This is a genomic window from Aromatoleum tolulyticum (assembly GCF_900156155.1).
In the GTDB taxonomy this organism is placed as follows: domain Bacteria; phylum Pseudomonadota; class Gammaproteobacteria; order Burkholderiales; family Rhodocyclaceae; genus Aromatoleum; species Aromatoleum tolulyticum.
The window spans coordinates 93,028-113,343 of sequence record NZ_FTMD01000004.1; the positions used below are offsets into that span (position 1 = coordinate 93,028).

The window sequence follows — 20,316 nt, forward strand, 5'->3', positions numbered from 1 at the left end:
CAAGTAATCCTACGCCCTGCTACGCGGGGCGTTTTTCCATCGGGAAGATCACTCCATGCAAGTCAAGAAACTCGCCGACCTCAACGTGGCCGGCAAGCGCGTCTTCATCCGCGCCGACCTCAACGTGCCGCAGGACGAAGCGGGCAACATCGTCGAAGACACCCGCATCCGCGCCTCGCTGCCGTCGATCAAGTACTGCCTCGACAACGGCGCCGCCGTCATGGTCACCTCGCACCTCGGCCGCCCGACCGAAGGCGAATGCCGCGCCGAAGACACGCTCGCGCCGATCGCCGTGCGCCTGGGCGAGCTGCTGCACAAGCCGGTGCGCCTGATCCGCGACTGGGTCGAGGGCGGCTTCGAGGTGAAGCCGGGCGACGTCGTCCTGCTCGAGAACTGCCGCTGCAACACGGGCGAGAAGAAGGACAAGGAAGAGCTGGCGAAGAAGATGGCCGCGCTGTGCGACATCTACGTCAATGACGCCTTCGGCACCGCCCACCGCGCCGAGGCGACGACCCACGGCATCGCCCGCTTCGCACCGGTCGCGTGCGCCGGCATGCTGATGGGCGCGGAGATCGACGCGCTCACCAAGGCCACCGAGAATCCGACCCGCCCGCTGGTCGCGATCGTCGGCGGCGCCAAGGTGTCGAGCAAGCTGACCATCCTGAAGACGCTGGCGCAGAAGGTCGACCAGCTGATCGTCGGCGGCGGCATCGCCAACACCTTCCTGCTCGCCTCGGGCCACCGCATCGGCGACTCGCTCGCCGAGCCCGAACTGGTCAAGGAAGCCCAGGCCGTCATGGACATCATGAAGGGCCGCGGCGCGGAAGTGCCGCTGCCGGTCGACGTCGTCGTCGCCGACGAAGTCTCCGCGCTGGCGCGCGCGAACCGCATCCCGGTCGAGGATGTCGGACCGCACGACCGCATCCTCGACGTCGGCCCCAAGACCTCGGCGAAGCTCGCCGACATCATCGCCCACGCCGGCACGATCGTGTGGAACGGCCCGGTGGGCGTGTTCGAGCACAACCAGTTCGCCGGCGGCACGAAGATGATGGCCTCGGCGATCGCGCACTCCGACGCCTTCTGCATCGCGGGCGGCGGCGACACCCTCGCGGCGATCGCGAAGTTCCACATCGCCCAGGACGTCGGCTACATCTCGACCGGCGGCGGCGCCTTCCTCGAGTTCCTCGAAGGCAAGACCCTGCCGGCGATCGCGGCGCTCGAAGCGCGCTTCAACGACTGAGGCAATCAATCTTCGCTCGATGCGGGCCCGGCAACACCGCGGGCCGCACAACGAAAAGGCCACCCGCGGGTGGCCTTTTCCTTTCCTGCGTCGCACCGGTGTTCAGCCGCAGCTGCAGCTCCCGCACCCGCCGCACTTCTGCTTGCGCGTGACGAGATAGTTGGCAATCTGGTCACGGTCGAATTCGAAATCGTCGCTGCTCTCGTAACCGATCCCCGGCTGGAAGGCCTGGCCGTCGATCACGATGGTCAGCGCGTGCATGTCGCTTGCGGGATCGTGAGCGACCGAAAGGTCGTAGCTGCCGCCACGCGGCAGGCTGTCGAGCAGGGAGCGGGTAACGTCGTCGATCATGGGCGCTTCATCCTTCAGGGGGGTCAACATTCGCCGGACGACATGGCATCCGGCGGCGAGACATTCTCCGGGATCGGCCTCCGCGGGATATTGTCGGAGGTCAACCGGATGCGTCAGCGCGTGTAGTAGCCGACGCCGACCAGCATGTCGTCCACGCGCCGGATGAACGAGTGCTTGGTCTCCAGCTTGTCGGTGACGGGGTTGCGCCACGCGTAGTCGAGCTCCCCCTCGCCCTTGCGGCTGACGATATTCACCATGTCGGCGACGATCGCCTTGCCCTTGGGATCCCGCACCGCGCGCCCGTCGCTGCCGACCAGCTTGGGCATCGCACCGTGCGCGAGGAAACGCTGCGAATGCATGTCGATCGCGAACACGTAGAGGTCGTCCTGGACGAACCCGCCGTCGAGCGCGTTGAAGGCCGCGACGGCCGTCTGGGCGCCCTTCTCCTTCACCGCCGCGACCGCCCGGTTCAGCAGATCCTTGGCCTGTGCCGGCGTCGCGCGCGGCACGTAATAGCCGACCGCGATGATGCGCTCGCCGACCTTGCGGAACAGCGTCACCTTCGGCTCCTCGCGGTTGTCGACGCGATTGAGCCAGCGATACTCGACGCGCCCGGCCTCGCTCTTCGCCGCGACGTCGAGCATTTCGCGAAAGAAGGGCTTGCCGGCGGCATCCTTCATGGTCGCCACGTTACGCCCCACCAGGGCCACCGAGGAGCCGCCGCTCGCGAGCATGGTGCCGTCCGTGCTCAGCGCATACACGTAAAGCTCGCGGTCCTTGAACTGCGGCGCACCGTTGAACTCGTCGAACGCCGCATCGCCGACTTCGCGGAAGCGCGCCACCGCCTTGTCGAGCAGGCGCAGGCTGCGGTTCTCGTCGGCGCGCTGCACGAGGGAGCCCTGCCCCGAGGCGGGAGCGGGATCGGCGGCAAACACGGGTTGCGCCATCAGGACGAGCGCGCACAACGAGGCGAGGGGAGCGAGTTTCATGGCGTTCGGATGTCCGGTGATTGAATTGATGAAAGCAAAATTATAGGAAGCTTCAGCATCTGTCGAGAGGCCGCTGCGGGCGAAGGGCGAAAGCCCTCTGCCCGACGGCGAACCGCCGCGCATCGTGACCACGCCGGCTCCGTCGCCCGGCCGCGCGCAGGTAGAATCGTGTTCACGGATGCATATCGACACGGAGACAACATGCCGCGCCACACGAAGATCGTCGCCACCCTGGGTCCGGCCTCGTCCGACCCGCAAGTTCTGGAACGGATGGTGCATGCGGGGATCGACGTCGTGCGCATGAATTTTTCGCACGGCAAGGCAGAAGATCACATCGCCCGCGCCACCGCGATCCGCGAGGCGTCCGAGCGGGCCGGCCGGCCGGTGGGCATCCTCGCCGACCTGCAGGGCCCCAAGATCCGCGTCGGAAAATTCGCCGGCGACCGGGTGCACCTGCACAAGGATGCGGAGTTCATCCTCGACGCACACTGCGAACTGGGCGACACGACGCGTGTCGGCCTCGACTACAAGAACCTGCCCAGGGACGTGAAGACGGGCGACGTCCTGCTGCTCGACGACGGGCGCCTCAAGCTGGTCGTCAACCGCGTGGTCGGCGCCGAGATCCACACGACCGTGCGGGTCGGCGGCGAACTGTCGAACAACAAGGGCATCAACCGCCAGGGCGGCGGCCTCACCGCGCCCGCGCTGACCGCGAAGGACATGGACGACATCAAGACCGCCGCCCTCATCGGCGTCGACTTCGTGGCCGTCTCCTTCCCCAAGAGCGCCGCCGACATGTACATGGCGCAGCAGCTCCTGCGCGCCGCCGGCTGCGAGGCCTTGCTGATCGCGAAGATCGAGCGCACCGAGGCGGTCGCCAACCTCAGCGAGATCCTGGATGCCTCCGACGGCATCATGGTCGCCCGCGGCGACCTCGCGGTCGAGGTCGGCGACGCGGCCGTCCCGGCGCTGCAAAAGAAGATGATCCGCGCCGCACGCGACCGCAACAAACTGACGATCACCGCGACGCAGATGATGGAGTCGATGATCGGCAGCCCGGTGCCGACGCGCGCGGAGGTGTCCGACGTCGCCAATGCGGTGCTGGACGGCACCGACGCGGTGATGCTGTCGGCGGAGACCGCTTCGGGCAAGTATCCGGTCGAGGTCGTCGAGGCGATGAGCCGCGTGTGCCTCGAAGCGGAGAAATCCGCCGAGGTCACGCTCGACCGCGAAGTGCTCGACCGCGTGTTCACCCGCATCGACCAGTCGATCGCGATGGCGGCGATCTGGACCGCGTGGCACCTGAAGGTCAAGGCGATCGCCTCGCTCACGCAGACCGGCTCGACCGCACTGTGGATGAGCCGCCTCAACAGCGGCGTGCCGATCTATGCGCTCACCCCCGAGATGGCCTCGCGCAACCAGATGACGCTGTACCGCGAGGTCTTCCCGCTGCTGATGTCGCAGACGCACCAGGACCGCGACCTGATGCTGTGGGAGGCCGAGCAGATCCTGCTCGACCAGGGCGTCGTCGAGCACGGGGACCTCATCGTGCTGACGATCGGTGAGCCGATCGGCGCCTCCGGCGGCACGAACACGCTCAAGATCGTGCGCGTCGGCGAGCATCCGGCACCGCATCTGAACGAGCAATGAGCCCGCAAGAATCCGGCTGCGGCTGGTAGACTCGCACACTTTGCATGACGCCTCCCGGTGCCCGCGATCCGCGGGAGAATCGGGAATGCGGTGAGGCGGCGCCTTCCGGGGCGCCACGATTCCGCAACGTGCCCAACGCTGTGAGGGGGACCGCCGCCGCACGACGCCACTGACCGAAAGGGTCGGGAAGGCGCGGCGCGGGACGAACCCGAGTCAGAAGACCGGCCGGGAGGCAGACACGCGGCGGACTGGTCCGTTCGCCGTCCACTGCGCTTCACAAGGGGAATCGATGAAGAGCGCCACTCCCGGCCATCAGGCCCACCATCATATCGACGACGCCGAGCGCGCCGCCGTGTACCGCAACATCCTCGCGCGGCGCGACGTGCGCGGCCAGTTCCTGCCGGATCCGGTCGCCGACGACATGCTCGCGCGCATCCTCACCGCCGCACACTTCGCCCCGTCGGTCGGCTTCATGCAGCCGTGGAGCTTCGTCCTCGTCCGCGACCGGGCCGTGAAGCAGCGCGTGCACGACGCCTTCACGCTCGCCAACGCCGAAGCCGCGCAGATGTTCGAGGGCAAGCAGCGCGAGGTGTATTCCGGCCTGCGCCTGCAGGGCATCCTCGAGGCGCCGATCAACCTGTGCGTCACCTGCGACCGCGACCGCGCCGGCCCGGTCGTGATCGGCCGCACGCACATCAAGGCGATGGATCTCTACAGCTCGGTGTGTGCCGTGCAGAACCTGTGGCTGGCCGCCCGCGCCGAAGGGCTGGGCGTGGGCTGGGTGAGCATCTTCCGCCAGTCGGCGATCCGCGAGATCCTCTCGCTGCCCGAACGCGTGATGCCGGTCGCCTACCTGTGCATCGGCCACGTCAGCCACTTCCTCGACCAGCCGGAGCTGCAGACCGCCGGCTGGCGCCAGCGCCTGCCGCTCGACGAGCTCGTGCATTTCGACGGCTGGGGCGGCGACAGCGCGGACGCCGGATCGCTGCGCGAGGAGCTGCGCGCCGCCCAGGCGCTCGCGGCGCGGGGGCTGCCGCCGCTCTGACGTGACGGTGCGGCGGCGGGTATTTGCATACCGTTTCCTTCGCCGGGCCCACCGCCGCCCAACAAACGCTAAAATGCGAGCCAATTCGCAACCCGGCACGTTCGTCGTGCCCGCACTTGATACCGGAGAAGGACAATGCCCCTCGTTTCCATGCGCCAGCTGCTCGATCATGCCGCCGAAAACGGCTACGGTTTGCCGGCGTTCAACGTCAATAACCTCGAGCAGGTCCAGGCGATCATGGAAGCCGCGGCCGAGTGCGACAGCCCGGTGATCATGCAGGCCTCGGCCGGCGCCCGGAAGTACGCCGGCGAAGCCTTCCTGCGCCACCTGATCGACGCCGCCGTAGAGGCCTATCCGCAGATCCCCGTGGTGATGCACCAGGACCACGGCCAGTCGCCGGCGATCTGCATGGGCGCGATCCGCTCCGGCTTCTCCAGCGTGATGATGGACGGCTCGCTGATGGAAGACGGCAAGACCCCGTCCTCGTACGAGTACAACGTCGCGGTGAGCCGCGAGGTCGTCAAGTTCTCCCACGCCATCGGCGTCACCGTCGAAGCCGAACTGGGCTGCCTCGGTTCGCTGGAGACCGGCCAGGCCGGTGAAGAGGACGGCGTCGGTGCCGAAGGCACGCTGGACCACTCGATGCTGCTCACCGACCCCGACCAGGCCGCCGACTTCGTCAAGCAGACCGACTGCGACGCGCTGGCGATCGCGATCGGCACCAGCCACGGCGCCTACAAGTTCACGCGCAAGCCGACCGGTGACATCCTTGCGATCGAGCGCGTGAAGGCGATCCATGCGCGCCTGCCGAACACCCACCTGGTGATGCACGGCTCGTCGAGCGTGCCGCCGGAACTGCTCGAGATCATCCGCCAGTACGGCGGCGACATGAAAGAAACCTACGGCGTGCCGGTCGAGGAGATCCAGACCGCGATCAAGTTCGGCGTGCGCAAGATCAACATCGACACCGACATCCGCCTCGCGATGACCGGCGCGGTGCGCAAGTTCCTGTTCGAGAATCCGTCGAAGTTCGATCCGCGCGAGTTCCTCAAGCCGGCGCGCGAAGCCGCCAAGCTGGTGTGCAAGGCACGCTTCGAGGCCTTCGGCTGCGCCGGCCAGGCGAGCCGCATCAAGCCGGCTTCGCTGGAAAAGATCGCCGCACGCTACAAGTCCGGCGAGCTCACGCAGGTCGTCCGCTAAGACCTTTACCCGGCCCGCGCCTTCGGGCGCGGGGCCCAGCTCAGCCCCATGTCCAAGGCAAACCTGAAGCTCACCGTCGGCTTCGAGTTCGAACTCGAGGCGCCCGCCGCTTTGCTCGACACCAGCCACGAAAGATTGTGCAAGGCCGTCCAGGAATTGCTCGGTGCGATGGTGCTGCAGGGGATGCCGACGGTCACGGCCAAGCAACTCGGGAAGGCCGGAATCGAGGTGGTTTCCCACCACCATCACCTCGACGTCCTGAACACCGCGGCTGCGGCAGTTCCCCGCGAGGAACTGGTCGCCGCCGGCCCGCACCTCACCGACGACGAGCTCGACCAGCTCGCGCGCCGCGCGGCGGGGCGCGTTCCCCTCGCCGACGTCGAGCGCGCGCGTTTCCTGCGTCGGCACGCGCTCGCGCTCGCCGGCGAGTTCCGCATGGTGCCTTGCCTGATCGGGGCGCGCCTGAATTCGGGCAAGGATGCCACCCTCAACGCACGGCTGAACCTCACCAACGGCAGCGTGCTGGTGAGCGAACAGGACCGCCAGAGCCGCTTGCAGGCCAACCAGGCAGGGCTGGTGGTGGCGATCCAGGGATCGGACGTGCGCCTGCCCGGCGCCTGTGCCGGACACACCCTGAGCGGCCCGGTGATCGAGGTCGCGCTCGGCGAACTCGCCGCCCACCGCGACGCCCTCGTCGCCATCTGGCAGAAGAGCGGCTGAGCCCGCCCATCGGGCCGAGCCCGACCCGCCGCGCAGCGGGCGATCCTGGGGAATGCTGCCGTCAGCCGCCGCTCAATACGAGTCGGCGTGCCCTTCCCACATCTCGGACCTGAAGCGCACGACGCGGTTGCGGCCGTCCTCCTTCGCACGATAGAGGGCCACGTCCGCGAATTTCACGGTCTGCCAGAAGGTTTCGCTGTCTTCGGGGAACATCGCCAGGCCGATCGAGATCGTCTTCTGCAGCACGGCGCCGCCGACCTGGATCTTCATGTCCTCGACGGTCGCGCGGATGTTCTCGGCGACACGCAGCGCATTCTCGGCCTCGGTTTCCTGCAGGACGATGAGGAACTCTTCCCCGCCGAAGCGGATGACCATGTCGGACGCCCGCACCGAGGTGCGCAGCACCGCGGCCAGCGATTTCAGCACCGCGTCGCCGGCATCGTGACCATAGGTATCGTTCACCATCTTGAAGTAGTCGATGTCCAGCACCAGGAGCGCCAGTTCGATCTTGCGCCGGCGCGCCGTGGCGACCAGGGTGTCGACGTATTCCTCGAGGAAGCGGCGGTTGTTCAGGCCCGTCATCGCATCGCGCAGCGAGGACTCGCGCAGCGTCTCGGTCAGGCGCTTGGCCTCCAGCACCGGCGCCATCTCGCGCACATAGACGTTCACGTACGGCACCTGGGCATGGAAGCGCGCCGCCTCCGATTCGCGCACGACGAGCTGGACGATGCTCCCCACCGCGCCGGACTGCATGATCGGCACACAATAGTGGCGCCGCGTCTCCCCCGTATCGTCGGGCTGCTTGAACGCATAGCAGATGCCCGGCTGGGTCAGGCCGTCGACGGTGTGGCCGGAGCGCTTGGCGCGGCACATGTCGCTGCGCACCAGGATCTGCGGATCGCACCAGCGGCACGGGCTGCCCTGCACGCCGTCGACCATGAAGGGCTCCAGCTGCTTCGGCCCGGACGTTTCGTAGATGGAGAATTCGCGCACGCCGAACTGGTCCGTCAGCACGCGGCCGAAGCGGTCGAAGATCTCGGACTTGGTCTCGTCCTCCTCGATCGCCTGCTTGAAGCTGGACGCATCGGCCAGGCCGTTGACCATGTCGATCGCGACCTCGAGCTGGTTGTCGTCCTGGCGCAGGGTGCGGCCGGTGAGCTGCACCACGCGCTGACTGATGCGCGCGAGGCCATCGTCGAGGAAGCTGAGCAGGTTGTTGGTCTCGCTGGCGATCTGGCCGATCTCGTCGTCGGTGCGCTTTTCCACGCGCCCCTTGAAGTCGCCCTTCAGCGCACGCTGCACCGCCCGCTCCACCGCCTGCGCGGTCGAGCCGACCGGCAGGATGAGACGCCGGGCGAGGACAATGGAGAGCGCCGCGAACATCGCCATCGTGACGCTGATCCAGGTCACGGTCGTGAGCGCCTTCTCCTTGAGTTCGGTGAGCGACAGCTCCATCGTGACCGCGCCGAGCACGGTGCCCTCGCTGACCTTGTGGCACTGCAGACAGTTCGGGGTGCCGCGCGACGAGGCGGCGAACGGGATGGTGCCGCGAAACACCGACTCGCCGCCATCATCGCGTATCTCGTAGCGGGGCTGGCCGTCGGCGAGCACGAGCTTCTCGATCTCGTCCGCGCTCATTTCGCGGTTCATGCCGGCGCCGAACTGCTCGTTCACGTACGTGGAGCGCACGACCCGCGCCGTGCGCAGCCCCTGGACCTCGAGCAGGCGATTGAGGAATTGTTCGCGCTTGTTGATGACCCCCAGGATCATCGACTCGGTCAGATGCACGCGGACGACTTCGGCTGCGGTGCGCACGTGTGCGGTCGACGAGGCGATCGAATAGCTGCGGAAGGCGTAAAGGCTGATCAGGATCAGCATCACCAGTGTGCCCACAGCGATGCCGCCGAACAGCAGGGTCATCTTTCGATTCAGATTCATTCGGACTCCGGGGGTGCGCGCCTCCCCGCTTGATAGTTTCGCCGGGGTGCAATTATGCCCGGAAATCCTTTGTAACACCCGACAAAGGGGGTACTCCTGCTTGCACACGGCATCACCGGGGCGCGTTGGCGACGAACTCGCCCCCGGCTTCGCGGTCCTACGCACACCCCTGACCCCAACAGCGAGAAAAATCAATGATCCGCGCACTCCTCGCGGCGGCGTGTACTGCCCTGCTGCTCCCCCTCGGGGCGTTCGCGGCCGGTCCGGCCGACGGCCTTGCCTACCTGGATCACTCCCTGCGCCGGCTGCATTCCGAAGAGATGGTCAATCTGCGCCAGCGCTACGGCGGCAAGCCGCTGCTGATCATCAACACCGCCAGCCACTGCGGCTACACGGGGCAGTTCAAGGCACTCGAGGCGCTGCACCGGCAGTACAAGGACCGCGGCCTCCAGGTGGTCGGTTTCGCATCGAACGATTTTCGCCAGGAAGCCGCGAACGAGGCGGAGGCCGCGCAGGTGTGCTTCGTGAATTACGGCGTGAGCTTCGACATGTTCGCGCCGATCGGCGTCAGCGGAGACAGCGCCCACCCGGTGTTCCGCGAACTCGCGCGGCAGTCGGGCGCCCCGCGCTGGAATTTCCACAAGTACGTGGTGGATCGCAACGGCAAGGTGATCGCGTCGTTCCCGAGCCGGGTCGAGCCGGATTCCCGGGAATTGCGCGACGCGATCGAACGGGCGCTGTAGGACGGCAAGACCGCGGGGCGCCCTGCGCCGCGGCCGATGACCGGGGCGGGCAATCGTGACATCATCGCGGTCGCCGCGGGATCCGCCCGCACGCGACACCCGCGAGGCCGCCCATGCCCCCCTCCACCGCACAGCTTGCCGTCCTCGTCGCAGCGTGGACGCTGTACGGACTGATCCATTCCCTGCTGGCCTCGTTTGCGGTGAAGGGCTTCGTCGCGCGGCACTGGCCTGCCGCGACGCGCGGTTATCGGCTGGCGTTCAACGCCATCGCGGCGCTGCTGCTCGTGCCGCCCGCATGGCTCACCTTCGAGCTGCGCGGCCCGTTGCTGTGGGAATGGTCCGGCATCGGCGCCTGGCTCGCGAACGCCGTCGCGCTCGGAGCGCTGGCGGGCTTCCTGTGGACGACGCGCCATTACGACATGGGCAGCTTTTCGGGCTTCGCGCAGTGGCGCGCGGGTACCCATCGGCCACCGCACGAGGAAGGGCGCCTGCAGCTGTCGCCGCTGCACCGCATCGTGCGCCACCCGTGGTACTTCCTGGGCCTGCTGATCCTGTGGACGCGCGACATGGATGCTGCGCGGCTGACGTCGTCGCTATGCCTCACCGCCTACCTCTGGGTCGGCTCCCTGCTCGAGGAGCGCAAGCTGCTCGCCCTGCACGGCAAGCCATACGCCCGCTACCGTGCCGCCGTCGCCGGGCTGGTCCCCCTGCCGGGCCGATTCCTTACGCGTAAGCAGGCCGAAGCGCTCCTCGCCGAAGTCGATACCCACACACCCCCTGAGGCTTTTCGTAACAGGGGCGGGAGAGTATAGTCCGCGTAAATTTCTGTTTTGTTACGCGTTCTTACACTTCGCCTCGGGCGTCGGACCGGTCCCCGGCGGTGACCGCGTGCGGCGTCCGCACAGGTCCGGGATCGCCCCACGCAATGACTCCGATCAAGACCATCCGCGGACTCCTGCTGACTGCTGCCGTCGTCTTCTCGACTGCGCTCGCGGTCGCCACCCAGTACGTGGTATCCGATCTCTACGAGCGCTCGATCCGCGAGGAAGCGATGCGCGACGCGAACACCTTCGCGGAAGTGACTTTCCAGTCGATGTTCCAGCTGATGCGCACCGGCTGGACGCGCACGCAGCTCGAGGAGTTCATCCGCGCGATCGAGCGTTCCGTCGACAAGACCCAGCACCAGATCACGATCTACCGCGCACCGCGCGTCACCGAACTGTTCGGGGAGATCAAGCAGCGCGAGATGGATGCCGCGATACTCGGGGTGATCTCCACCGGCGAGAGCCTGCGCCTCGATCGCGGCCCGGAAGTACGCTTCATCAACCCCCTGCGTGCCGAGGCCGAATGCCGGCAGTGCCACACGAACGCGCAGCCCGGCGAAGTGCTGGGCGTGATCGACGTGCGCCAGGACATCCGGCCGCTCCTCGAGGCCGGCAACCGCCAGTTCATGTTCGCCTTCGCGCCGGTGGTGCCGGTGGCGATCGTGGCGACGCTGCTGATGGTGGCGTATATCCGCCGCCGGCTGAACAAGGCGATAGCGGGTTTTGCGACGAACATCCGCTCGATCAGCCGGCTTTCGGACCTGAAGCAACTCGAAAGCGCTTCGCTCGACTTCGGCTTCAGCGAATTCAGCCCGGTGGCGACCGAGGTCAGGCAGCTCATCGAACGCGTGCGCGGCGTGGCCGTCGACAAGGAGATGCTCGAGTTCGAGATCCGCCTGCTGGAGAAATTCATCCTCACGTCCGACGTCGTCAAGGACTGGCGCGAGTACGTGAATCGCCTGCTCATCGACATCGACGGCGTGATGCCGGCCTACGCGCTGTTCTCGATCTTCAAGACCGGCGACGACATCTTCGACCTCGAGGTGTTCTGGCGCTACGCGCCGTCGACGGAAAGCCGGCAGCTGTTCGAGGAGACGGTGCGCGAATCGCTCCGCCGCAACCCCTACTTCGCCGACGGCTACGCCGTACGCATCGAGCACAACATCGCCGACAGCTCGCGCAACGCGCCGGAGCTGGCGCGCTGCGACATCGAGGTGCAGACGAAATCCCTGCTGGTCGAGGCGCCCAAGATCGGCGGCATCGTCGGCATCGGCATGCAGGCGCAGGCCGGCACCGACGCGACGCGCTGGCTGGTGGTCGAGAGCATCCTGTCGACGCTGCTGAACGTGGTCGGCTCGGTGAAGGCGATCGACAAGTACACGAAGGACCTCGAGTACTACGCGACGCGCGACCCGCTGACCAACCTCTACAACCAGCGCGTGTTCTGGGAGCTGCTCGATAGCGAGGCCACGCGCTCGGGTCGCCACGGCTACAAGTTCGGGCTGCTGATGATCGACGCCGACAACTTCAAGTCGGTGAACGACACTTACGGCCACGGCTTCGGCGACGTGTTCCTGCAGGAGGTCGCGACGGCCATCCGCCGCGCGATCCGCGAGGACGACCTGCTCGCGCGCTACGGCGGCGACGAATTCGTCGCCATCCTGCCCGAGACCGACCTCGCCGGCACCCTCGAGGTCGCCCAGCGCATCGTCGATATCGTCACCTCGCTGGGGATCGAGACGCCGGACGGCTCGCGCGTGAGCGGCTCGCTGTCGGTCGGCATGGCGGTCTATCCGGACCATGCCATCGAGACCAAGGACCTGTTCCTGTTCGCCGACAGCATGATGTATCGCGCCAAGTCCGAGGGCAAAGGCCGGGTGGCGATCCCCACCGAACAGGACGTCGTCGAGGTGTTCCGCTCGCTGTCCGAGAAGAGCATGCTGATCCTCGCGGCGGTCGAGGCGCGCGGCGTGATCCCCTACTACCAGCCCATCATCGACCCGAAGACGGGCAAGGTCGAGGCACTCGAAGTGCTCGCGCGCATCCGTCTCGACGACGGCTCCATCCTGGTCGCCGACGCCTTCGTCGCGATCGCCGAGAAGATGGGCCTGATGCACAAGCTCGACTACATCCTGATGGAGCGCGCGCTCGAGGCGGCAACCGCGGCCGATTACCAGGGCCTGCTGTTCCTCAACATGTCGCCGCGCGCACTGGTGCTCAACGATTTCGTGCAGGAGACGCGGCGCATCGCCAGCGCGTCGGGCTTCGACCCCGCGCGCATCGTGTTCGAGATCACCGAGCGCGAGACGATCAAGAACATGGCGCTGCTCGAGCGCTTCATCAACACCCTGCGGGGCGAAGGCTTCCGCCTCGCGATCGACGACTTCGGCTCGGGCTTCTCGTCCTTCCATTACGTGAAGCGCTTCCCGATCGACTTCCTGAAGATCGAGGGCGACTTCATCCTCGGCATGAAGCACAACGACAAGGATCGCGCGCTGGTGCGCAGCATCGTCGCACTGGCCCGCGAGTTGGGCATCCGCACCGTGGCCGAGTATGTCGAAGATGCGGAAGTGCTCGACAAGGTCGTCGCCCAGTCGATCGATCTCGCGCAGGGCTATCACATCCAGCGCCCCACGCCGTCCATCGAACAGGCCATCGGCATCGGCACCTGAGCCCTGCGCATTTACAATTCGTTATGCTTCCCGGAACCCCGGGCGGGCGGACGCGCTCAAAATAGGGCAGTTCGCTCTTTTCAACCCAGGAGGCAATAATGAAAAAAACATTGATCGTCACGGCCTTGTCGATCCTGACGGTCGCAGGTTGTGCGCAGAATCCGTTCTACGGCGAACACGCTCAGACCACCCGCGGAGCGGCCATCGGCGCCGGCGCCGGTGCGATCCTCGGCAACGTCGTCGCCGGTTCGGGCAACCGCACGACGGGTGGCCTGGTCGGTGCCGCGATCGGCGCGACCGTCGGCGGTCTCGTCGGCCGCCAGATGGACAAGCAGGAAGCCGAGTTGCGCCAGCAGATGGCCGGCACCGGCGTGCAGGTGCAGCGCCAGGGCGACACGATCCGGCTGCAGGCGCCCGAGAACATCACCTTCGACACCGGGCGTGCCGACGTGAAGCCGCAATTCCAGCCGGTGCTGACGCGCGTCTCGCAGAGCATCCAGCAATACCCCGACACCGTCGTGCAGATCGAAGGCCATACCGACTCGACCGGCGCGGCGAGCTTCAACCAGACGCTGTCCGAAAACCGCGCCGAGTCCGTGCGCAGCTACATGACCCAGCGCGGCGTGGACGCGAACCGCCTGGTCGCCGTCGGCTACGGCGCATCGCGACCGGTCGCCGACAACGGCACGCCGCAGGGACGCGCGCAGAACCGCCGCGTCGAAGTGCTGATCGTGCCCACGCAGGCCCAGCAGCCCGGCGCCATGCAGCCGGCTCCCGGCCCCCGCTACTGATCTCGCACCGGACTCCTGCAGCCCCGCCCTGCCCGCGGCAGCCATGCCCGGGCGCGGCGGGGCTTTCGTTATCGCCCCGCGGTCGCTAACCTAGCGCGTCCAACCCGACTGCCGCGCCATGCCCCTGTTCGACGAATATCCGCTCCGCCACAAACTGAACGACGAAGTCCACGCGCGCCCCCCGGTCACGCTGGACACGCCGGAATTCGTCACCTACCTCGCCTTCCTGCACGTCGACGGCAGCGCCGAACGCGAGGCGGATCACCTGCGCCTGCTCGCCGAACAGTTCGAATTGGCGCCGCCGGACACCGCGTCCGGGCATGTTTTCCTCGATGCCGGCGGATTCCGCCTGAAGTGGGAACGCCACAACGAATTCACCAGCTACACCTTCGTGCGCCGCATCGACTTCAGCGGCACGAGCGACGACAACCCGCTGCTCGACGTCCCTGCCGCATGGCGGCGCGAGATCCCGGGCCAGCTGCTGGTGGCCACACACGTCGAGCTGCGCGGCGTCGATGAAGTCGCCCCCGAGACGGTGCTCGCACAGCTGTCGCCGACGGGCACGACCTCGGTCGCGTCGCAGATCGCCGACGGCGCGGGCTGGGTCTTCACGGACTTCCAGATCGCCGACGGCTTCTCGCGCTTCCTCGTCCTGGACGCATCGCTGACCCCGCGTCAGGCGGGTCGCACGGTGCAGCGCCTGCTCGAGATCGAGACCTACCGCGTGATGGCCCTGCTCGCCTTCCCGGTTGCGAAGGAGGTCGGGCGGCTGCTCGCGCTCACCGAGGACGAACTGGCCGACCTGATGGACGCGATGGGCGCGGCGACCTCGCCCGAGGACGAGCGCCATGTGCTGGGCCGCCTGACGCGGCTGGCTGCACACGTCGAACGTTCGGTCGCGCGCACGACCTTCCGCTTCGGCGCCGCGGCCGCCTATTACCGGCTGGTGCGCCAGCGCATCGACGACCTGCGCGAGGTGCGCGTGAAGGGCTACCCGCCGATACGCGAATTCATGGAACGGCGGCTGACGCCGGCGATCGACACCTGCGCGACGGTCGCGCGGCGGCAGGAAGACCTGTCGAGCCGCATCGCGCGCAACTCGCAGTTGCTGCGCACGCGCGTGGAGATCGAGCTCGAGCGCCAGAACCAGGAGCTGCTCGGCCAGATGAACCGCCGCGCGAAACTGCAGCTGCGCCTGCAGGAGACGGTGGAGGGCCTGTCGGTCGTCGCGATCACGTATTACGGCTCGCAGCTCGTGCAGTACCTCGCGAAGGGCGTGAAGGACTACATCCACCCGGCCACGCCCGAGGTCGTCACCGCGGTGTCGATCCCGCTGATCGCCGGCCTGGTCGCCCTGGGGCTGCGCCGCATGCGCCGCCAGCTCGCCGCCGAGGAAGGCGGTCATTGAGGTGGCCATTGAGGGGTGGTCCGCGCCCAAGCTGTCCTATAATTGCGCTTTGCCCTGAAAGAGTTTCCATCGTGGCCACTCCCCTGTTCGAATCCTCCATCAAGAGCCTGCAGCTGCTCGGGCGCGGCAAGGTGCGCGACATCTACGCCGTCGATGCCGACAAGCTGCTGATCGTCACCAGCGACCGGCTGTCGGCCTTCGACGTGATCCTGCCGGACCCGATTCCGGACAAGGGCCGCGTGCTCACCGCGATGGCGAATTTCTGGTTCTCGCGCCTCGGCCACATCGTGCCGAACCAGCTCACCGGCATCGATCCGGAATCAGTGGTGGCCGCCGACGAGCGCGAGCAGGTGCGCGGCCGCGCGCTGGTGGTGAAGCGCCTGAAGCCGCTGCCGATCGAGGCCGTCGTGCGCGGCTACGTGATCGGCTCGGGCTGGAAGGACTACCAGGACACCGGCGCGATCTGCGGCATCCAGCTGCCGGCGGGCCTCCAGCAGGCGGCGAAGCTGCCCGCGCCGATCTTCACCCCGGCTTCCAAGGCCGAGGTCGGCGATCACGACGAGAACATCTCCTTCGCCGAGGCGCAGACGCGTTGCGCCGCTGCGCTGGCGAACGAGCTCGCGGGCACCGGCAGGAACGGCGCCCAGCTCGCCGCGCAGGCGCGCGACGCGGCGATCGCGCTGTACACCGAAGCGGCCAACTACGCCGCCGGGCGCGGCATCATCATCGCCGACACGAAGTTCGAGTTCGGTGTCGACGCCGCCGGCACGCTGCACCTCATCGACGAGGCGCTGACGCCCGACTCGTCGCGCTTCTGGCCGGCGGACAGCTACCGCGAAGGGATCAGTCCGCCGAGCTACGACAAGCAGTACGTGCGCGACTACCTCGAGACGCTGACCTGGAACAAGAAGGCGCCGGGACCGTCGCTGCCCGCGGAAGTGATCGCGCGCACCGCGGCGAAGTACCGCGAAGCCTACGAGCGCCTGACCGGCCAGACGCTGGCCTGACGACGTCGCAGTCCTTCCGGGGCCCGCCCTTCCCGGCATCCTGCCGGGGATGGCGGGCCTTTCCACGTGCGCTTGCCGCTGGTCACGGAAACGCGCTCGCAGGCTTGCCGCGAAGTGGGTGAACTTGCCCGAATGCGGCCGCTCTAAGATTCCACCCGGGGGCTATCCCCATCGCCGCAGCGCTGGACGGCTCCGCCCTCTGGTACTTCCAACTCCAAGGAGGCTGCCATGGCCAAGTCTTACAATACCCTCGACCGCCATTTCAACCTGCCCCACGTCAGGCAGGTCGAAGCATCGCGGCCGCTGCAATGGCTGCGCATGGGCTGGGATGACATGCGCGCGAACATGGGTGCGAGCCTGAGCTACGGCCTGATCTTCGCCGTGCTCGGTTACCTGATCCTCGCCTACGCGACGGGCATGCCTTACCTGTTCACCGCGGCGATCTCCGGCTTCTTCCTCGTCGGACCGCTGGCCGCGGCAGGCCTGTACGAGATTTCGCGCCGCCACGAGCGCGGCGAAGCGGCAGGCTTCATCGACTCGCTGAAGGGGTTGCGCCAGCACGGCGACCATCTGCTGTACTACGGGGCGTTTCTCGCCTTCGTGCTGCTCGGCTGGGAGCGCCTGTCGGCGATCCTGTTCGCATTGTTCTATCACGGCGTTCCGCCGGACATGGCGAACTTCTTCCAGGATGTGTTCCTGTCCGGCAACTACGTGCATTTCGTCGTTTCCTACCTCGTCGTCGGCGGTGCGCTCGCCGGCCTCGTGTTCGCGCTGTCGGTGGTGTCGGTGCCGATGCTGATGGACCGCAGCAGCGATATGGTGACGGCGATGATGACGAGCGCCCGTGCGGTCGGCTTCAACCTCGGCGCGATGGCGGTCTGGGCCGCGCTGATCGTGGCGCTGATCGGGCTCGGGTTCGCGACGATGATGATCGGCATGGTGGTGCTGCTGCCGCTCGTCGGCCATGCCACGTGGCATGCGTACAAGGATCTGGTCGAGTAAGCGGGCAGGATGCCGCCCGAACGCCGCGTGGCGGGATACGCCTGCGGCTCCTCCCGCCCTACATTCGTGGCCTGTGACACGCGTAATGGACCAACGACTTTGTAGGGCGGGAGGAGCGAAGCGCATCCCGCCAATCCCGGCATCGGGTCGCGCGCACGCTTCCCGACGCAGTCCCTGCGGTTAGAATGACCGGGCGGGGCTGCGCGCGCCCGACTCGCAGCGCTGTTCCCGCCCCTTCCAGAACGATCATTGCGCCAGCCGAGAAACGCATGCCCAATCCCCTGCTCGATTTCACCAGCCTGCCGCGCTTCGACGAGATCCGCCCGGAACATGTCGCGCCCGCGATCCGCCAGCTCATCGACGAGGAGCGCGCGCTGATCACCGCCCTCGTCGCCGATACCGCGCCGCCCACATGGGCCAACTTCGTCACGCCGCTCACCGAGGAAGGCGAACGCCTCGGGCGCGCGTGGGGCGTGGTCGGCCATCTGCACAGCGTGATGGACGTGCCCGAATGGCGCGAGGCATACAACGCCCTGCTGCCGGAGGTGTCGAGCTTCTACGCCGAGGTCGGCCAGAACCTCGAACTGTTCGAGAAGTACCGCCAGCTTTTCAACAGCGCCGAGTACGATCAGCTGCCGCCGGTGCGCCGGCGCATCATCGACCACGAGCTGCGCGACTTCCGCCTGTCCGGCGCGGAACTGCCGGACGCCGACAAGCCGCGCTTCAAGGCGATCCAGGAGGAGATGTCGGCGCTCGCGGCGAAGTTCTCCGAGAACCTGCTCGACGCGACCAACGCGCACGCCGAGTGGATCACCGACGAGGCCGAACTCGCCGGCCTGCCCGCGGACGCGATCGACGCCGCGCGCGCTGCCGCGGAGCGCGAGGGCAAGCCGGGCTGGAAATTCACGCTGCAGATGCCTTCCTACCTGCCGGTGATGCAGTACGCCGACAGTCAGGCGCTGCGCGCGCGCATGTACCGCGCCTACGCGACGCGCGCGTCCGAGCAGGGCAAGGCGGAGCTGGATAACGGCCCGCTGATCGGCCGCATCCTTGCGCTGCGTGCCGAGGAGGCGAAGATGCTGGGCTACGGCAGCTACGCCGAGGTGTCTCTGGTCGCGAAGATGGCGGAATCGCCCGCGCAGGTGCTCGGCTTCCTGCGCGAGCTCGCGGCGAAGGCGAAGCCCTTCGCGGAGCAGGATCTCGCCGCGCTGAAGGAATTCGCGCGTGCGGAACTGGGTCTCGATCCCCTGCAGCCGTGGGACATCGCCTATGCGTCGGAGAAGCTGCGTCAGGCACGCTACGCGTTTTCCGAGCAGGAGGTGAAGCAGTACTTCCCCGAGCCGAAGGTGCTCGAAGGCCTGTTCGGGGTGATCAGGAGCCTGTACGGCGTCGATATCGTCGCCGAGGAGGCGCCCAAGTGGGACCCCAGCGCGCATTTCTTCCGCATTGAGAAGGCGGGCGAGACGGTCGGCCACTTCTACCTCGACCTGCACGCGCGCGAGACGAAACGCGGCGGGGCATGGATGGATTCGGCGCGCAGCCGCTACTCGAACATGCGCGGCGTGCAGACGCCGGTCGCGTACCTGGTGTGCAACTTTCCCGGCCCGGTGGGCGGCAAGCCGGCGACGTTTACCCACGACGACGTGCTGACGCTGTTCCACGAATGCGGCCACGGCCTGCACCACCTGCTGACGCGCGTCGATGACCTGGCGGTGTCGGGGATCCACGGCGTCGAGTGGGATGCGGTCGAGCTGCCGAGCCAGTTCATGGAGAACTTCTGCTGGGAGTGGGACGTGCTCTCCGGCATGACGGCCCACGTCGACACCGGTGCGCCGCTGCCGCGCGAGCTTTTCGACAAGATGATTGCGGCGAAGAACTTCCAGGGCGGCATGCAGATGGTGCGCCAGCTGGAATTTTCGATGTTCGACCTGCGCCTGCACAGCGAACTCGACGCGTCCGCAGGCCCCGTGCCGGTCGAGCAGGTGATGGCGCTGCTCGACGAGGTGCGCCGCGAAGTCGCGGTGATGTTCCCGCCCGCCTGGCACCGCTTCCCGCACAGCTTCTCGCACATCTTCGCGGGCGGCTATGCGGCGGGCTACTACAGCTACAAGTGGGCGGAGGTGTTGTCGGCCGACGCGTTCGCAGCCTTCGAGGAGGCAGGGGCCGGCAAGGGCACGCTGCTCGATCGCGACACGGGTGAGCGCTTCTGGCGCGAGATCCTCGCCGTGGGCGGCAGCCGCCCGGCGCTGGATTCCTTCAAGGCCTTCCGCGGACGCGAACCGCGCGTCGACGCGCTGCTGCGCCACAACGGCATGGTGGAGGCGTAACGGCGCGCCAAGGCCGCTGCCCTGCAGCGCTGCCGCTCCCGCGGGTCACTGCAGCGCGGCGTGCCCCTGGAACACGCGTTCCTGCACATGGACCGGGACGCCGCGCTCGGTCATGTTCATTTGCGCGTTCGCCCGGTCGCCGCCGCGGGCGAGATACTGGATGATCGTTTCCACGTACTGGCGCATCACCCAGTCGATGCGCTGCTCCAATCCGGGATTTTCCACGATCGTGATCTCCATGCGGGACGCCGGACTGTTCAAGGACTGAAGATCGGCCCCTCTGAAAAGTTCGAAGCATGATTCGCGCCATTCACGCAAACAACGCGTATATACAAAGACATACACAGGCATGCGGCAGTTCCCGCCGCGAACATGAAACAAGCTGTAAAGCGGGCCGACACGCGCCATC

The 20,316-nt window shown here is 67.2% G+C and carries 17 protein-coding genes and 1 riboswitch; of the genes, 13 read left to right on the plus strand and 4 right to left on the minus strand.

Annotated features, from left to right (window positions below; translation table 11 throughout):
- Positions 1-55: 55 nt before the first annotated feature.
- A complete protein-coding gene (locus BW991_RS07410; protein WP_076601460.1) occupies positions 56-1,240 on the plus strand; it encodes a phosphoglycerate kinase in 1,185 nt (394 codons plus the stop codon).
- A 102-nt stretch (positions 1,241-1,342) separates the two neighbouring features.
- On the opposite strand, the gene BW991_RS07415 is transcribed toward BW991_RS07410, so the two are convergent.
- Both BW991_RS07415 and BW991_RS07420 read right to left on the minus strand, forming a co-directional pair.
- On the minus strand, positions 1,343-1,591 hold the full coding sequence (locus BW991_RS07415; protein ID WP_076601682.1) for a hypothetical protein: 249 nt from the start codon (positions 1,589-1,591) through the stop codon (positions 1,343-1,345).
- Between the two features lie 113 nt (positions 1,592-1,704).
- Complete coding sequence (locus BW991_RS07420) at positions 1,705-2,580, minus strand: cache domain-containing protein (RefSeq protein ID WP_076601461.1); 876 nt, start codon at positions 2,578-2,580, stop codon at positions 1,705-1,707.
- Between the two features lie 201 nt (positions 2,581-2,781).
- Between BW991_RS07420 and pyk the strand changes: the two genes are divergently transcribed.
- The 4 genes from pyk to BW991_RS07440 all read left to right on the plus strand — a co-directional run bounded on the left by pyk (position 2,782) and on the right by BW991_RS07440 (position 7,195).
- Positions 2,782-4,230 carry a pyruvate kinase gene (gene pyk, locus BW991_RS07425; RefSeq protein WP_076601462.1) on the plus strand — a complete coding sequence of 483 codons (1,449 nt, stop codon included), beginning with the start codon at positions 2,782-2,784 and terminating at the stop codon, positions 4,228-4,230.
- 38 nt (positions 4,231-4,268) lie between these two features.
- Positions 4,269-4,474, plus strand: a riboswitch (cobalamin riboswitch).
- A 45-nt stretch (positions 4,475-4,519) separates the two neighbouring features.
- Entirely contained in the window at positions 4,520-5,275 is a 756-nt protein-coding gene (bluB, locus tag BW991_RS07430; protein WP_076601463.1) for a 5,6-dimethylbenzimidazole synthase, read from the plus strand.
- A gap of 135 nt (positions 5,276-5,410) precedes the next feature.
- Positions 5,411-6,475: a class II fructose-bisphosphate aldolase gene (gene fba, locus BW991_RS07435; protein ID WP_076601464.1), complete on the plus strand. Its 1,065-nt coding sequence runs from the start codon at positions 5,411-5,413 to the stop codon at positions 6,473-6,475.
- Positions 6,476-6,523: 48 nt separating this feature from the next.
- The gene (locus BW991_RS07440; RefSeq protein WP_076601465.1) at positions 6,524-7,195 is read left to right on the plus strand and encodes a hypothetical protein; all 672 of its coding nucleotides are present in this window, start codon (positions 6,524-6,526) and stop codon (positions 7,193-7,195) included.
- A 72-nt stretch (positions 7,196-7,267) separates the two neighbouring features.
- Here the strand turns inward: BW991_RS07440 and BW991_RS07445 are convergent, their stop codons facing one another.
- On the minus strand, positions 7,268-9,133 hold the full coding sequence (locus BW991_RS07445; protein WP_076601466.1) for a diguanylate cyclase: 1,866 nt from the start codon (positions 9,131-9,133) through the stop codon (positions 7,268-7,270).
- A 194-nt stretch (positions 9,134-9,327) separates the two neighbouring features.
- On the opposite strand from BW991_RS07445, the gene BW991_RS07450 reads away from it, so the two are divergent.
- From BW991_RS07450 to BW991_RS07485, 8 genes are all read left to right on the plus strand, one after another.
- On the plus strand, positions 9,328-9,876 hold the full coding sequence (locus BW991_RS07450; protein ID WP_076601467.1) for a glutathione peroxidase: 549 nt from the start codon (positions 9,328-9,330) through the stop codon (positions 9,874-9,876).
- Between the two features lie 113 nt (positions 9,877-9,989).
- Positions 9,990-10,688, plus strand: a complete 699-nt coding sequence (locus tag BW991_RS07455) for a methyltransferase family protein (RefSeq protein ID WP_076601468.1) — start codon at positions 9,990-9,992, stop codon at positions 10,686-10,688.
- A 113-nt stretch (positions 10,689-10,801) separates the two neighbouring features.
- Positions 10,802-13,372, plus strand: a complete 2,571-nt coding sequence (locus tag BW991_RS07460; protein WP_076601469.1) for a putative bifunctional diguanylate cyclase/phosphodiesterase — start codon at positions 10,802-10,804, stop codon at positions 13,370-13,372.
- Between the two features lie 98 nt (positions 13,373-13,470).
- The gene (locus tag BW991_RS07465) at positions 13,471-14,163 is read left to right on the plus strand and encodes a YiaD family glycine zipper/OmpA-like lipoprotein (protein ID WP_076601470.1); all 693 of its coding nucleotides are present in this window, start codon (positions 13,471-13,473) and stop codon (positions 14,161-14,163) included.
- A gap of 118 nt (positions 14,164-14,281) precedes the next feature.
- On the plus strand, positions 14,282-15,571 hold the full coding sequence (locus BW991_RS07470; protein WP_076601471.1) for a DUF3422 family protein: 1,290 nt from the start codon (positions 14,282-14,284) through the stop codon (positions 15,569-15,571).
- A gap of 71 nt (positions 15,572-15,642) precedes the next feature.
- Complete coding sequence (locus BW991_RS07475) at positions 15,643-16,578, plus strand: phosphoribosylaminoimidazolesuccinocarboxamide synthase (protein WP_076601472.1); 936 nt, start codon at positions 15,643-15,645, stop codon at positions 16,576-16,578.
- Between the two features lie 228 nt (positions 16,579-16,806).
- Positions 16,807-17,580, plus strand: a complete 774-nt coding sequence (locus BW991_RS07480) for a DUF2189 domain-containing protein (protein WP_076601473.1) — start codon at positions 16,807-16,809, stop codon at positions 17,578-17,580.
- A gap of 269 nt (positions 17,581-17,849) precedes the next feature.
- Entirely contained in the window at positions 17,850-19,907 is a 2,058-nt protein-coding gene (locus BW991_RS07485; protein WP_076601474.1) for a M3 family metallopeptidase, read from the plus strand.
- Positions 19,908-19,952: 45 nt separating this feature from the next.
- Here the strand turns inward: BW991_RS07485 and BW991_RS07490 are convergent, their stop codons facing one another.
- Entirely contained in the window at positions 19,953-20,147 is a 195-nt protein-coding gene (locus BW991_RS07490; RefSeq protein WP_244551636.1) for a hypothetical protein, read from the minus strand.
- Positions 20,148-20,316: the final 169 nt, after the last annotated feature.

Bases quoted from the DNA above. Each gene is read 5' to 3' on its own strand.
- BW991_RS07450 (WP_076601467.1), top strand. From the start codon at position 9,328: ATGATCCGCGCACTCCTCGCGGCGGCGTGTACTGCCCTGCTGCTCCCC.
- BW991_RS07460 (WP_076601469.1), top strand. From the start codon at position 10,802: ATGACTCCGATCAAGACCATCCGCGGACTCCTGCTGACTGCTGCCGTC.
- BW991_RS07490 (WP_244551636.1), bottom strand. From the start codon at position 20,147: ATGGAGATCACGATCGTGGAAAATCCCGGATTGGAGCAGCGCATCGAC.
- BW991_RS07415 (WP_076601682.1), bottom strand. From the start codon at position 1,591: ATGATCGACGACGTTACCCGCTCCCTGCTCGACAGCCTGCCGCGTGGC.
- BW991_RS07485 (WP_076601474.1), top strand. From the start codon at position 17,850: ATGCCCAATCCCCTGCTCGATTTCACCAGCCTGCCGCGCTTCGACGAG.
- BW991_RS07470 (WP_076601471.1), top strand. From the start codon at position 14,282: ATGCCCCTGTTCGACGAATATCCGCTCCGCCACAAACTGAACGACGAA.
- fba (WP_076601464.1), top strand. From the start codon at position 5,411: ATGCCCCTCGTTTCCATGCGCCAGCTGCTCGATCATGCCGCCGAAAAC.
- BW991_RS07420 (WP_076601461.1), bottom strand. From the start codon at position 2,580: ATGAAACTCGCTCCCCTCGCCTCGTTGTGCGCGCTCGTCCTGATGGCG.
- BW991_RS07465 (WP_076601470.1), top strand. From the start codon at position 13,471: ATGAAAAAAACATTGATCGTCACGGCCTTGTCGATCCTGACGGTCGCA.
- pyk (WP_076601462.1), top strand. From the start codon at position 2,782: ATGCCGCGCCACACGAAGATCGTCGCCACCCTGGGTCCGGCCTCGTCC.
- BW991_RS07440 (WP_076601465.1), top strand. From the start codon at position 6,524: ATGTCCAAGGCAAACCTGAAGCTCACCGTCGGCTTCGAGTTCGAACTC.
- bluB (WP_076601463.1), top strand. From the start codon at position 4,520: ATGAAGAGCGCCACTCCCGGCCATCAGGCCCACCATCATATCGACGAC.
- BW991_RS07410 (WP_076601460.1), top strand. From the start codon at position 56: ATGCAAGTCAAGAAACTCGCCGACCTCAACGTGGCCGGCAAGCGCGTC.
- BW991_RS07455 (WP_076601468.1), top strand. From the start codon at position 9,990: ATGCCCCCCTCCACCGCACAGCTTGCCGTCCTCGTCGCAGCGTGGACG.
- BW991_RS07445 (WP_076601466.1), bottom strand. From the start codon at position 9,133: ATGAATCTGAATCGAAAGATGACCCTGCTGTTCGGCGGCATCGCTGTG.
- BW991_RS07480 (WP_076601473.1), top strand. From the start codon at position 16,807: ATGGCCAAGTCTTACAATACCCTCGACCGCCATTTCAACCTGCCCCAC.